Here is a 13,815-nt window from a genome sequence, read left to right as displayed (position 1 = left end):
CGATCAAAAACCGCACTGGTCGCGCTTGTCTACGACATTCCGGAGATTTGATCCTGTGAACGCGTCTTTCAGGGGATCAAAAGCGACGAGTCACCGTAGGAGAAGAACCGATAGCGTTTTTCAATGGCGTGCGCGTAAATTTCGCGCATCCGATCCTGCCCCATCAATGCGGACACCAGCATCAACAAGGTGGACTTGGGCAGGTGAAAATTGGTCATCAGCGCGTCGGTGATCTGGAACCGGAAGCCGGGATAGATGAAGATATCCGTCTCGCCCTCCCACGCCATGATCTCGCCGGTGCGCGCGGCGCTTTCGATCAGGCGCAATGCGGTGGTTCCAACCGGGATGACCCGGTAGCCGGCCGCTTTCGTGGCCCGAATTTCGGCGGCGGCCGTGGCGCTGACCCTGCCCCATTCCGCGTGCATCTTGTGGGTGGTTACATCCTCCACCTTCACAGGCAGGAAGGTGCCCGCGCCCACATGCAGGGTGACATGGCTGAAGGTGACACCACGCGCCGCCAAGGCCGTCAGCAACGCGTCATCAAAGTGAAGCGATGCAGTCGGGGCGGCCACCGCGCCGGAATTGCGGGCCCAGATCGTTTGGTAGTCGGTTTTGTCCTGTTCATCCGCCGGGCGCTTGGCCGCGATGTAGGGGGGCAACGGCATTGCACCGACCTGCTCCAACGCGGCGTCAAAGTCCTCGCCCGTCAGGTTGAAGCGCAGAAAAGCCTGACCGTCCTCGATCCGATCCAGCGTTGCGCTCAGCTGGTCTGAAAATACAATCTCTTCGCCCGGCTTCACCTTTTTGAGCGGCTTGATCAGCGCCGCCCAAGTCCCGTCGGCTTGCGGCTCTAGCAGGGTTGCCTCGATAGCGGCTGAAACCGGACCCTGCGCGCTGTCCCGGTGGCGTCGACCGTTCAGACGCGCCGGGATCACCCGCGTGTCGTTCAATACCAGCCGGTCGCCGGGCTGCAGCCAATTGGGCAGGTCAAAGACGTGACTGTCGGTGACCGCATCGCCCTGCGCCACCAGCAGACGGGCCGAGGATCGCGGGGTAGCGGGCCGCGTTGCGATCAGATCTTCGGGCAGGTGGAAATCAAAGTCGCTGAGTTTCATGGGGGCGCCTTACAGGGCCACAACAGATTCGACCATACGCCGTTCAGTTATCTCTGGGCGGGGACCCGAACGTGCGTTTTGGCTCATCAGGTTTCTGCGGCTGCGCATTCGGTCCATCTGTGACAGTGGGCGCAGGCGCGCGCATCAGGTTGCGCAGGAACAGGGGCGCGAGGCCGGACAGAGGGTTCACCGAGACCCGAGGGTCGGCCAGCGGTCCTTTAAGCGTATAATTGAACCCGATGATCCCCTCGCCCTTGCGCGTGAATACACTGCCAATCGCATTGACCAGATAAACCGGTGAGATTGCCCCGCGCAGGTCGAGAATTCCGGCGACGGTGTCGATGGTTCCGTCAAAGGACAACCCCATCGACGGCCCCACGGCGCTGCCGCTGAGCACTTTTACCTCGGTTGGGGTGATCCGCATACGGCTGTCTATGGACGAGAAGAAAATGCCCTGACCGGCCATTTCATCCAGCAGCCCGACCAGGCTGATCGCGTTCAGCAATGCCGCCATTGCCGGGGCGTCCTGAATGCGCGTGTTCACGATTTTCAGGATCACATCATAGCTGCCGGGGGCACTGACCGGCTCAAGCTGAAGATCAAGATCGCCGCCCCGCGCCTGTGTCAACAGCCCGGCGGATCTGAGCACCGCACCGGCATCATCCGAGGTCAGACGAACGGCGCTGCGCGCGCCGCGCGGGGTCACCTGTCCGCGCACCGGTGCACCGCCGTTGACCTGTGCAGAGAAGGCGCCGCTGACGCCTCCGCTGGTGGTAAACCCGCCCTTGAACCCCGTCAGTGCAACTGAGTCCGTGACCTGCAAACGGTCCAGCGTCACGTCGAGTTTGGGGGCAGCTGCCCCTCCTCCGCCACCACCGCTGCCTTCACCAAAGGTGGCACGCCCGAGATTCATCACGCCACCAAGGACACGGATATCTGGCGCAGCCGCCCCACGCCCGACAATTTCCGCGGGAACCGCAAGCCAATTGCCCAGATCAAAGGAACTGAACCGCACCCGGTCCAGATCACCACCGTCGCGGAACGAGATCGACGCGGTTGCACGCAACCCTGCGGCATCAACCCGCAGCGAGTCCACGCTGAGTTGATCCCCGAGGGTTGCCTCGGCCGTCAGCGTACCGGTACCGCCCGACCCTTTGCGCCATCCGAGTTCAGGAATGGCAAGGATGACACCTGCCAAATCGGAAGACGCCGACAGCTTGGGGGGCTCTCCTGCCCCGATGCCCAACTCGATGTCTGCCGTACCTTGTCCGGTCAGCAGACCCGGTGGCAAACCGGCATTGATTTCATCCATCAACCGAGGTGACAATTCGATCTGACCCGTTAATTCACTGCGCTGCGCCGACTTGCCATCAACCGGTTGCCGCCAGAGCGCCTCGACCGGGACCGTGCCGAACAGGCCCTGCCCTTGAATCTCAACGCCGGTCTGATCGCCGCTGAGGGAGAGCAAATCTGCGCTGACCGGGAAGCCGGGCACCAAACGTTCGCTTTTGACGTTTCCAAGGTCTCCGGTGAAGTGGAACTGAGTGTCCTCGTATTTCAGTCCTTTGACCATCGGCAGCGACAGCGTCCCAGCCAGCGAAACGGTTCCATCCGCCAGATCGACTGGCAGCCCGGCCTTGGTCAGGACACTTAGCGGGGGGCGATCCAACAGCGACAGCGCAGCGGTCACGCTCCCATTTGCGGTGATCCGGGCGATGGCTGGTGCGGCTTTCTTGATTTCAGTGTCGGGAATGATGAAGGACGTGCCCGATGCATCGACCGCGCCGCCCGCGTCGGCCATCACCACGCCGCTTTCCGCCGTGGCCGTGAACCGCCGGTTGATCAGAATCGCCTGACCCTGGGCGGCCTCGATGGGCGGCAGTGTTTTGGCGAACCGAATCTTGGCCTTGTCGAATCCGAAGTCCAGATAAACATCCGGTTTCGATCCGGGGCGCAGGCGCAAGGCGAAATCCATGTCGGACAATTCGCCCTCGTACAGGTTTTCCGTGACCCATTTCCGGGGTTTCGGCGCCAGCAATTCGGGCCAGTAATCCAGAACCTGATCCGATGTCATCTGATCGAGATGGGCATCCAAATCCACGGACCAGCCTTCGGCCAACCCGACCAGATTACCGGAGGCGCGCACCCTGTGGTCCGCATCCTCCAGCGTCATCTCGCCAAGGCGCAATGAAAATGGAGCGAACTTCATCTGAAAATCCAGATCAGCGCGCGTCAGGTTCAGCGGCTCGGGGAACAGATTGGCCGGGTTCACATTGATCCCCGTCAGACGCAGCTGCGCCGCGAGACTGTCCAGCACCCCGTTTTCGACCCCTTGCAGGAATGCCTTGCCTTCGGCCTGAACCGAACCCCAGGCCGAGACCACGGACACTTCGTTGAAGTCGAGCACTTGCTGCCGTGGGTCATAGGTAAAATAGGTACGCGCCGACTCGAATGGCACAGGCCGCGTCTCTGGATTGGGCTGCACCGCGCCAGCGCCTAGGTTGAGCGTCGCAAAAACAGATCCAACCGCGCCGTCGCCGTCAATACTGCCGCGCAATGCGCCCGAAATGGGCGTTCTCAGCACCTGTAGCCAGGCCAGTGCGGGGCTTTGACCGGCAATGTCCTCGGCCGGGAAATCGGTGACAGAGATACCAAACCTAGCCTCGGGGGTTCCAAGGACACTTGTGTAATTCGCCTCGATCGCGCTGGCGAAATCGCGCCCGGCAAGCACTGAGAACCCGGTTGCCAAACGCACCTCGCTGGCGCTGCGGGTGGCCTGAATGTGCCCGCCATCCAGCACCCAGGAACGGCCCAGCCGCAAATCTTGATAGTCCAACGTGATCGCATCGAGTTCCACCGATGTCAGAGCAGATAGGGTCGGAGACAGGAAAACCTCATCTGACGCTTCTATGAGCTGGGCGAGGTCGGGCGCCTCCTGAACCGGTGCGCTGCCCGCACCCACGGTGAGGGTCAAAGCCCCGTCCAACCCCCGCGTCAGGGCGATCTGAGCGCCGCTTAGGATGATCCGCTTGGGACGAATGTGGCCGCGCAGCAAGGGACGCATGGCGAGGCTGGCCCGCATGTCGGAGACTTGTGCAATTTGCTGACCCGCCGCATCACTAATGCTGACCCCCGTCAAACGCAGGCGCGGACGCCAGCCTTCGTGGATAATGAAACTTACGTCACCAAAACGGATCTGCAGGCCGCCAAGATTCTGCTCAAGCCGATGTTCAACCCGGTCCCGTAACCAGTCCGGCGCATGCAAGCGCTGGCCAATGACCATGAAACCGGTGAAAACGGCCAGCAATACCAGCACCACGGCCCCCCGCATTGCCCAGAGGCCGGCGGCACGGCGGCGTGAGCGGCGGCGCGGAGGTTTGTCCGCCTGTTCGGCACTTTCGTCTTTCTGTTGTGCCAATTTGCTATCCACGCCTTTCAACCTGCCAGCATCGCCCTATGCTATCGGGCAGTCTTTAAAAACCTTTAGCGGAGTTTCCAATGCCCGACGTTTCAGACATCGCACCCGATTTCACCCTTCCGCGCGACGGCGGCGGCGAGGTGACACTGTCGGACCTGCGCGGCGGTGCCGTCGTTTTATTCTTTTATCCCCGCGATGATACGCCGGGCTGCACAAAGGAATCCATCGGTTTCTCGGAACAGCTTCAGGACTTTGCCGACGCCGGCGCTCAGGTCTTTGGGATCTCGCGCGACAGCATCGCCAAGCATGATAAATTCGTCGCCAAACACGGTCTGACAACGACCATGCTGTCGGACGAAAACTCGACCGTATGCGAGGATTATGGCGTTTGGGTGGAAAAGAACATGTACGGGCGCAAATCGATGGGAATCGAGCGATCGACCTTTGTGATCGATGGCGAAGGTCGCATCACCAATGTCTGGCGCAAGGTGAAAGTGCCGGGTCATGTCGAGGCGGTGCTGGAGGCAGTCAAGGCGCTGTAACCTGCTCGACCTGTGTCGCCATCCGGTTTATGTCGCGCCCAGAGAACGCAATAGGCGGAGCATGGCCGTGCAGATGACTCTGACCCAGATGGCGACCGAGGTTCTGAAAACAGCGGTAGGGCGGGAAAAAACCGCCCTGTCCAAGCGCTATGCCGCTGCATGGTTTGCGGCGCGCGCTGGCGAAGCTCCGGCAATTGAGGTCGGGACGGCGACACCTCCCTTGAACCCAGCCCGCCCCGACAAACCTGAGCTGCTGTCCCCCCGTGACGTTCCAAGACGGCGCCCCGGCACCGAGGCCGGGCGCATTGCCCTTTTGCATGCTGTTGCGCATATCGAACTGAACGCGGTCGATCTGCATTGGGATATCATCGCACGCTTTGGCCACGTGCCTATGCCCATCGGGTTCTACGACGACTGGGTCAAATGTGCGGAAGAGGAATCGCGCCATTTCGAGATGGTCTGCGATTGCCTGGAGCAGATGGGCAGCTTTTACGGCGCCCTGCCCGCCCATGCCGGAATGTGGCGTGCCGCAGAAGACACCGCCGAGGATCTGATGGGCCGCCTTGCCGTGGTTCCCATGGTGCTTGAGGCGCGCGGTCTGGATGTGACCCCGGGCATGATCGATATCTTTCGCAAGGCCAAAGCTGATGATGCGGTCGCCGCCCTTGAGGTTATTTATGCCGAAGAGGTGGGCCATGTCGCCTACGGCTCGAAATGGTTTCATTTCCTGTGCGGCCGCGAGAATGCGGATCCGAAGGATGTGTTTCACCAGCTTGTCCGACGATATTTTCACGGCGCGCTGAAACCGCCCTTCAATGAGGAAAAACGGGCCGAAGCCGGGTTGCCGCCCGATTTCTACTGGCCGCTGACCGAGGACCTGCCTGCACCGGGCTCAGTGGCGGAATGACCCAAAGCGGGTAAATTTCGGCGATTTCTCGCCGATTACGTGCGGGAATTCCCCTGTCCGGCGAACAAATTGGTCAACAAACTTGCCCGAACGCGGATGGCCCTTTATGCACTCGGCCCAAGGGACGGCGATCCACGCATGACCGGTCCCGAATTTGGGGATGAGAGGGAAGACGCGTGAGAACACGTCTGGCAATAAAACTTCACTCGCTGTTTGAACGGCACTTTCCGGAACGGAGGGTGTTTCTGAAATCCGACAAAGACACGCGGTTTATCCGGCTCAGCTCGGAGACCCAAGTTGCTGCCGTGGCCGGTGTTGCCGTGATACTTGGCTGGACCGCAATGTCCACTGCGATCCTGCTGATGGACAGCATCGGGTCCGGCAATTTCCGGGAACAGGCCAAGCGCGATCAGGCGACCTATCAGGACCGTCTGAATGTTCTGTCGGCCGAACGCGATGCCCGCGCGCAAGAAGCACTGGCCGCTCAGGACCGCTTTAACGCGGCCCTTGATCAGATTTCGTCCATGCAGTCGGAATTGCTGGCCTCGGAAAACCGCCGTCGCGAGCTGGAAACCGGTATCGAAGTGATCCAGACCACCCTGCGCACCACCATGAAGCAGCGGGAAGACGTGCGGACTGAGTTGGCAGAGTTGCAGAAAGAGGCCGACAGCCCGGACATGTACGTGGCCGCTGCATCCGACCCCGCGCAAATGAGCTTTATGACCGAAGCGCTGGCCCGCACCGCGGAACAGCGCGATCAGATCGCCGCTGATGCACAGGACGCCCTGGAAGAGCGCGATGACCTCGAACTGGAAATCCGGTTGATGCAGGAACGCAGCGACGAAATCTTCCGCCAGTTGGAAGAGGCCATGGTGATCTCGGTCGAACCGCTGGACAAGATGTTCCGCAGCGCAGGCATGCCCACGGACCGCATTATTGAAGAGGTTCGGCGTGGGTACAGCGGTATGGGCGGCCCTTTGACCCCTATTTCCTTCAGTACGCGCGGAGATGAGTTGTCCCCCGATGAGATCCGCGCAAACACCCTGCTGCAACAGATGGATCAGCTGAACCTGTACCGCATCGCGGCCGAGAAGGCGCCGTTTGCCGCGCCCACCTATTCAGCCGTGCGCATGACTTCGGGCTTCGGATATCGCCGCGACCCATTCTCGGGCGGGCGCCGTATGCATAGCGGCATTGATTTCGCGGGTCCGCATGGGACGAAAATATACTCCACCGCCGATGGCGTGGTCACATATTCGGGGTGGCAATCCGGCTATGGGCGCGTGGTCAAAATCGAGCACGCCTTTGGCATTGAAACAGTCTACGCCCACAACACCAAGAACCGCGTGAAAAAGGGACAAAGAGTCTCGCGCGGGGATCATATTGCTGATATGGGTAGCACCGGACGGTCCACCGGCACGCATCTGCACTATGAAGTGCGCGTGAACGGAAAACCTGTAAACCCAATGACTTACATCAAGGCTGCGAGAAATGTTTTCTAAGAGCAAAATCAACGAACCCGCATCCAAGGACACCGAAGCGGCAAAGCCCGCTGCTCCGGCGACCCCGGCGGCTCCTGCCCCGGCTGAAACCAAGGCAGCGAGCACAGCACCCAAGCCCAAACCCCCTGCGTCTGTCCTGTCCTCGGACCTGCACATCACCGGCAACCTCAAGACCAGCGGTGACATCCAGGTCGAAGGCACTGTCGAGGGCGACATTCGCGCCCATCTGCTAACCATCGGCGAAACCGCCACGATCAAAGGCGAAGTGACCGCGGATGATGTGGTCGTTAATGGACGCATCGTGGGTCGCGTGCGCGGCCTGAAAGTTCGCCTGACATCAACCGCACGGGTCGAGGGCGATATCATTCACAAGACAATCGCCATCGAGAGCGGCGCGCATTTCGAAGGCTCGGTGCAGCGTCAGGACGATCCGCTGAACCCGGGTCGCAGCGGCAAATCGGGTGCCAATCCGGCAGCGGAAGTCAAGCAGTAACACCGCGTGTTAGACGATTAGGAACGCCGCAGAGTTTTCTGCGGCGTTTTTTGTGGTTTGATCCCCGTTCCCGCTCAAGACGATTCGTGTTCAAAGCCCCGCACGATCTGTCTAAGATCGACCCATGATGATTTTCCTCACGATACTGGTTTTGGTTAGCGGGGCATTGATCTTTCGCTACTGGTCCAAAAGGCAAAAGCGCAGCACATTGCTGGCAGCCTCGCTCAACGACCATCAGCGCCAGATCATCCAATCTCAGGTGCCGATCCTGCGGAAACTGCCAATGGACCTGCACGCGAAGTTAGAGGGGAAGATGAACCTGTTCCTCGATCAGGTTCGCTTTTTCGGGTGCGACGGGCTGGACGTAACCGAGGACATGGAACTGTCTATTGCGGCGCAGGCCTGCTTGCTCGTGGTGAATACCGACACCTGGTACGACAATCTAACAACGATCCTGATCTATCCCAACGCCTTCAAGTCGCGGCAACAAAGGCGCAGCGGGTATGTGGTGTCGGAAAAGGAGGTCGTCAGAACCGGTGAAAGCTGGGATCGCGGACCGGTTATTCTGTCCTGGGCCCACAGCCGGCAAGGCGCGATGAACGATCATGACGGGCAGAACGTCGTGTTCCACGAATTTGCCCATCAGATCGATGATCTGTCCGGGGGCACCAACGGTATTCCGGTTCTAAACGCCGACCAAAGCTATGACGAATGGGAGCATGTGTTCCTGACAGCCTATCAGGCACATGTTCAGGCCGTTGAGGCGGGACAACCGACCGTCATTGACCCGTACGGCGCCGAAGGCCATGAGGAGTTCTTTGCGGTATCGGTCGAGGTGTTCTTCGAACGGCCACAGAGATTGAAAGTCAGTGTGCCGGCCGTTTATGACCAGCTCTCCAAACTGTTCAAACTGGACCCTGTCGCCTGGGGTTGACGCAGCAGGAGTTTTTCGACCGCAGCGTTTTTCTCTTTGACCCTCCCGGAAAACCAAGCGCAACTTGGGCAGAACGCAGCCTGTAAAACGCCCCCATCCTTCAACGTTTCACAAAATTTGCATTTTGGATTAAGCTAAAACTCATTGTTTTTAGGAGACGATTTCATGTCCAAGAAACTAATGGCAGAATTATTCGGTACGTTCTGGCTGGTCCTGGGTGGATGCGGCAGCGCCGTATTGGCGGCAGGTGTAGCCGATGTTGGCATCGGGTGGCTGGGTGTGTCACTGGCTTTTGGTCTGACCGTCCTGACCATGGCCTTTGCCGTCGGTCACATTTCTGGCGGGCATTTCAACCCGGCCGTCAGTCTGGGGCTGATGATCGGTGGCCGTTTCCCGGCCAAGGACCTGCTGCCCTACTGGGTTGCGCAGGTGATCGGAGCAATTGCGGCCGCAGCCGTTTTGTACCTGATCGTCAGTGGCGCGCCCGGTTTTACCGGTGTCGGAAGCTTTGCGACCAACGGATACAGAGAGGCGTCGCCCGAGGGCTATTCGATGATGTCTGCTCTGGTGATTGAGATCGTGATGACCGCGTTCTTCATCCTGATCATTCTGGGCGCGACCTCACCAAAGGCACCTGCCGGATTTGCCCCGATCGCCATCGGTTTGGGACTGACCCTGATCCACCTCGTGTCGATCCCAGTCACCAACACCTCGGTCAACCCGGCCCGGTCAACGGGTGTAGCGCTGTTTGCCGACGGACCCGCCCTTGCGCAGCTCTGGCTGTTCTGGGTCGCGCCTCTGATCGGTGGTGCTGTCGGGGCCCTGATCTGGAAGGCGATGGCCTCGGACGACTAAAAAGGAACCCGGCGCTCACACATCGGCGCCGGGTTCAAACGTCATTCTGTCACGATGACCGTTTTCATTACATCCGGCTGGCCGACCACCGCGCCGTTCTGGCCCTCGCCGCGCTTGATCGCGTCGACAATCTCCATACCGTCGGTGACTTGACCGACAACCGTGTACTGGCCGTCCAGGAACGGTCCCGGTTCGAACATGATGAAAAACTGCGAGTTTGCGCTGTCCGGGCTCTGCGACCGCGCCATGCCAACCACGCCTCGGTCAAATGTGATGTCCGAGAACTCTGCTGGCAGGTCCGGACGATTGGAACCGCCACGACCCGCATAGCCGGCATTGAACCTCTCATTGGCCTGATTGCCATATTCAACATCCCCGGTCTGGGCCATAAACCCGTCGATCACGCGGTGGAACACAACGCCGTCATACTGGCCTTCACCAGCCAAGGCCGAGATTTGCTCAACATGTTTCGGCGCAACATCTTCGAACAGATCAATGGTGATGGTGCCGTTGGCGCCCTCGCCCTCAACCTCGATTTGCAGACCGGTCGCCAGCGCGGGGCTTGCCATCAGGGCAAATGCAGCAGCAAGCTTATGCATCTGCGGCCACCTTGACGCTGATCATGCGGTCCGGGCTTGCGGGCGGCTCGCCCCTGACGATTGCGTCCACATGTTCCATCCCGTCAATCACACGACCGTACACGGTGTACTGGCCGTTCAGAAAATGGTTGTCCTTGAAATTGATAAAAAACTGCGAGTTCGCCGAGTCCGGGTTTTGCGAGCGCGCGGCCCCCAGCGTGCCCCGGTCATGCGGCAGTTTCGAAAACTCGGCCGGAACGTTCGGCAGGGACGATCCGCCAGTACCGGCCATGCGCAGGTTGAATCCGTCTTCCATATCGCCGTGTTGTACATCGCCGGTCTGCGCCATGAACCCGTCAATCACCCGGTGAAAGGCCACGTTGTCATATTCTCCGCCACGGGCGAGTTCCTTCATCCGGGCACTATGCTGGGGAGCAATGTCCGGCAGCAGTTCGATAACGACGTTGCCGTCCTTCAGCTCGATAATGATTGTGTTTTCGGGATCCTTGATCTCGGCCATGAGGCCCTCCTGTCGTTTGGTCTTGGCCAATTACCTATGCCGCAGGCGCGTGAATGCCAAGTGACGCATTGACGTGACGGCAAAATGCAGGAAAAGAACCGCCTAATTCAGTTTGGGAAGACGAGGATCGCACGATGGGCTGGAAAACGCTGGACGACATGGATCTGAACGGAAAACGGGTGCTGGTACGCGTGGACATCAACGTACCCGTCGTGGATGGCACTGTCACCGACGCGACCCGCATTCAACGGATCGTTCCAACCATACGTGACATCCTGACGGCGGGTGGGAAGCCCATCCTGCTGGCGCATTTCGGGCGCCCGGGTGGCGAGCGGCGCGAGGGGCTGTCGCTTAAACAGCTTGTTCCGACGCTGGAGGCCGCCTTTGGCGCCAAAGTTCTGTTTGCCGCCGACTGCGTGGGCGCCGAGGCCGAGCTGGCCGCCGAAGAACTGCAGCCGGGCCAGGTGCTGTTGCTGGAGAACACCCGCTTTCACGCCGCCGAGACAAAGAATGATCCGGACCTGGCCGCCGGAATGGCCCGTCTGGGCGAGATCTACTGCAACGATGCCTTTTCCGCCGCACACCGCGCGCATAGCTCAACCGAAGCCATCGCACGCCTGCTGCCGTCCTGCGCGGGCCGTCTGATGCAGGCCGAGCTGGAGGCTCTGGAAAGCGCCCTTGGCGCGCCCAAGCGCCCGGTGACGGCAGTGGTTGGCGGGGCCAAGGTGTCGACCAAGCTGGAATTGCTGGGCAACCTGATCGACAAGGTCGATTATCTGGTGATCGGCGGTGGGATGGCGAATACCTTCCTTGTGGCTAAGGGTGTCAATGTCGGCAAGTCGCTGGCTGAAACCGCAATGAAGGACTCGGCCGCCGATATTCTCGCCAAAGCGGACAAAATCGGATGCAAAATCGTCCTTCCGCGCGACATCGTTGTTGCCGAGAAATTCGAGGCCAATGCACCGCACAAGGTGCTTGCCGCTGATCAGTGCACCGATGACGGCATGATCCTCGATGCGGGCCCCGAAAGCGTCGCGGAAATCACGGATGTTTTTGCGAAAAGCCAGACCCTGATCTGGAACGGTCCGCTGGGGGCGTTCGAGTTAGAGCCGTTTGATGCCGCCACCAATGCCGCAGCGCTCAAGGCGGCAGCACTGACCCGGTCCGGGCAGTTAATCTCGGTCGCGGGCGGCGGCGACACTGTCGCGGCTCTTAACGCATCAGGCGCGGCGCGGGATTTTTCCTATATCTCGACCGCTGGTGGTGCGTTTCTCGAGTGGATGGAAGGCAAGACACTGCCCGGCGTGGCAGCGCTTGAACATTAGTCTGTTGCGCTCAAATCCCGCGCGCTAAGGCCGAAAGACTCACGTTGACGCTTTTTGCGAATCGGGGGATTCACATCGCGAATCACCTGTGACATAGTGCGAACAGATGCCCGCAAAGGGCACGTTTCTTGAGGCAGATTTCATACGGCGGTAAACAGAGTGTCCCGTTCCAACAGGCCCGGTCTGGGCGCAGTCGTTTTTTCTCGGTGGCTTTCATGCTGGGTGTGTATTTCACCTTTGCCGCCGTGCAGGGAGACTATGGGCTATTCAGACGGGTTGAAATTGCGGCGGAACGGGACGCTCTGTCACACGACCTCGCCCGGCTGGATACCGAGATTTCCGAGATGGAAAACCTGACCCGCCGCCTGTCTGACACCTACCTTGATCTGGATCTGTTGGATCAACAGGCGCGTTCGGTTCTGGGCATGATCCGGGCCGACGAGATCGTCATCCGGTAACCGGACCACAACCGGACTTTTGAGCCTCTTTGCCATTTCTTTCAAACAAGTATGCCGAGCCGGATTCCGCGCCTTGGACGCTGCGTCACATTTACTCTCGCCAGATTGCCTCAAATACTCTATGAAATAGTTTAACGCTAAACTATCTGTCCGGAAGGGGGAGATCGCCACGATGGCTGCGCGAAAAACCACAAAGAAACCAAATGTTTCTGCGGAAGAGCTGAAAACCTACTACCGCGAAATGCTCCTGATCCGCCGATTCGAGGAAAAGGCCGGTCAGCTGTATGGGATGGGTTTGATTGGCGGGTTCTGCCACCTCTATATCGGACAAGAGGCTGTTGTTGTTGGCCTTGAGGCGGCGACTGAGGAAGGCGACAAGCGCGTAACCTCCTACCGCGACCACGGCCACATGCTGGCCTGCGGCATGAACCCCGACGGCGTTATGGCAGAACTGACCGGGCGCGAGGGCGGCTATTCCAAGGGGAAAGGCGGCTCGATGCACATGTTCTCGAAGGAGAAGCACTTTTACGGCGGCCACGGCATCGTGGGCGCTCAGGTGCCGATTGGCGCCGGGCTGGCCTTTGCGGACAAGTATAAAGGAAACGACCGCGTCACCTTCACCTATTTCGGCGATGGCGCCGCGAACCAGGGACAGGTTGCCGAAACCTATAACATGGCCGAGCTTTGGCAGCTGCCAGTGGTGTTTGTGATCGAAAATAACCAATACGCCATGGGGACCTCTGTCAAACGCGCCACCAAGAGCCCCGATTTCTGGGAACGCGGTGCCGCCTATGGCATCGCCGGTCAGGAAGTCGACGGTATGGATGTTCTTGCCGTCAAAGCAGCCGGTGAAACGGCCGTCGCCCACTGCCGGGCCGGGAAAGGGCCGTACATTCTGGAAATTCGCACCTACCGCTATCGCGGTCACTCGATGTCCGACCCGGCCAAATACCGAACCCGGGAAGAGGTGCAGAAAGTCCGCGAGCAGAGCGATCCGATCGAACATGTGCGCGAACTGCTTCTGACGGGCAAACACGCGACCGAGGATGATCTGAAGGCCATCGACAAAGAAATCAAGGAAGTCGTGAACCAGGCCGCTGAATTCTCGAAAGAAAGCCCCGAGCCGTCGCTGGACGAGCTTTGGACAGATATCTACGCCTGAGAGGAC

12 protein-coding genes and 1 pseudogene are annotated in these 13,815 nt (G+C 59.7%); 9 read left to right on the top strand and 4 right to left on the bottom strand.

The genetic code is table 11. The features are described from left to right. Positions 1–68 precede the first annotated feature (68 nt). Together queA and ACR3ES_RS11825 are read right to left on the bottom strand one after the other, a co-directional pair. Positions 69–1,115, bottom strand: coding sequence for a tRNA preQ1(34) S-adenosylmethionine ribosyltransferase-isomerase QueA (gene queA, locus ACR3ES_RS11830; protein ID WP_170432671.1), 1,047 nt, complete (start codon positions 1,113–1,115; stop codon positions 69–71). Between the two features lie 43 nt (positions 1,116–1,158). Beyond that, entirely contained in the window at positions 1,159–4,533 is a 3,375-nt protein-coding gene (locus ACR3ES_RS11825; protein WP_480425380.1) for a YhdP family protein, read from the bottom strand. Between the two features lie 80 nt (positions 4,534–4,613). Here ACR3ES_RS11825 and ACR3ES_RS11820 point away from each other — a divergent pair, with 80 nt between their 5' ends. The 6 genes from ACR3ES_RS11820 to aqpZ all read left to right on the top strand — a co-directional run bounded on the left by ACR3ES_RS11820 (position 4,614) and on the right by aqpZ (position 9,766). Further along, positions 4,614–5,075 carry a peroxiredoxin gene (locus ACR3ES_RS11820; protein WP_170432677.1) on the top strand — a complete coding sequence of 154 codons (462 nt, stop codon included), beginning with the start codon at positions 4,614–4,616 and terminating at the stop codon, positions 5,073–5,075. A 73-nt stretch (positions 5,076–5,148) separates the two neighbouring features. Beyond that, positions 5,149–5,982, top strand: coding sequence for a ferritin-like domain-containing protein (locus ACR3ES_RS11815; RefSeq protein WP_480425574.1), 834 nt, complete (start codon positions 5,149–5,151; stop codon positions 5,980–5,982). A gap of 176 nt (positions 5,983–6,158) precedes the next feature. Beyond that, complete coding sequence (locus tag ACR3ES_RS11810; RefSeq protein WP_170432682.1) at positions 6,159–7,484, top strand: M23 family metallopeptidase; 1,326 nt, start codon at positions 6,159–6,161, stop codon at positions 7,482–7,484. Beyond that, entirely contained in the window at positions 7,474–7,977 is a 504-nt protein-coding gene (locus tag ACR3ES_RS11805) for a polymer-forming cytoskeletal protein (protein WP_170432685.1), read from the top strand. Before ACR3ES_RS11810 ends, ACR3ES_RS11805 begins: the two co-directional genes overlap by 11 nt. Before the next feature lie 124 nt (positions 7,978–8,101). After that, entirely contained in the window at positions 8,102–8,911 is an 810-nt protein-coding gene (locus ACR3ES_RS11800) for a M90 family metallopeptidase (RefSeq protein ID WP_480425378.1), read from the top strand. Between the two features lie 165 nt (positions 8,912–9,076). Beyond that, the gene (gene aqpZ, locus ACR3ES_RS11795; RefSeq protein WP_170432691.1) at positions 9,077–9,766 is read left to right on the top strand and encodes an aquaporin Z; all 690 of its coding nucleotides are present in this window, start codon (positions 9,077–9,079) and stop codon (positions 9,764–9,766) included. Positions 9,767–9,807: 41 nt separating this feature from the next. Here aqpZ and ACR3ES_RS11790 read toward each other — a convergent pair whose 3' ends face one another. Both ACR3ES_RS11790 and ACR3ES_RS11785 read right to left on the bottom strand, forming a co-directional pair. Continuing rightward, complete coding sequence (locus tag ACR3ES_RS11790; protein ID WP_170432694.1) at positions 9,808–10,365, bottom strand: peptidylprolyl isomerase; 558 nt, start codon at positions 10,363–10,365, stop codon at positions 9,808–9,810. Then, on the bottom strand, positions 10,358–10,864 hold the full coding sequence (locus ACR3ES_RS11785) for a peptidylprolyl isomerase (protein WP_170432697.1): 507 nt from the start codon (positions 10,862–10,864) through the stop codon (positions 10,358–10,360). Before ACR3ES_RS11785 ends, ACR3ES_RS11790 begins: the two co-directional genes overlap by 8 nt. Before the next feature lie 134 nt (positions 10,865–10,998). Here ACR3ES_RS11785 and ACR3ES_RS11780 point away from each other — a divergent pair, with 134 nt between their 5' ends. The 3 genes and pseudogenes from ACR3ES_RS11780 to pdhA all read left to right on the top strand — a co-directional run bounded on the left by ACR3ES_RS11780 (position 10,999) and on the right by pdhA (position 13,809). Then, positions 10,999–12,189 carry a phosphoglycerate kinase gene (locus ACR3ES_RS11780; protein ID WP_170432701.1) on the top strand — a complete coding sequence of 397 codons (1,191 nt, stop codon included), beginning with the start codon at positions 10,999–11,001 and terminating at the stop codon, positions 12,187–12,189. Positions 12,190–12,348: 159 nt separating this feature from the next. Further along, a pseudogene (locus tag ACR3ES_RS11775) lies at positions 12,349–12,647 on the top strand (FtsB family cell division protein). 172 nt (positions 12,648–12,819) lie between these two features. Continuing rightward, positions 12,820–13,809: a pyruvate dehydrogenase (acetyl-transferring) E1 component subunit alpha gene (pdhA, locus tag ACR3ES_RS11770; protein ID WP_170432708.1), complete on the top strand. Its 990-nt coding sequence runs from the start codon at positions 12,820–12,822 to the stop codon at positions 13,807–13,809. Positions 13,810–13,815: the final 6 nt, after the last annotated feature.

Source organism: Ruegeria sp. B1 (genome assembly GCF_056535885.1).
The sequence above is the reverse complement of the archived record's forward strand: the minus strand, read 5'-3'. Positions and strand labels throughout refer to the sequence as shown.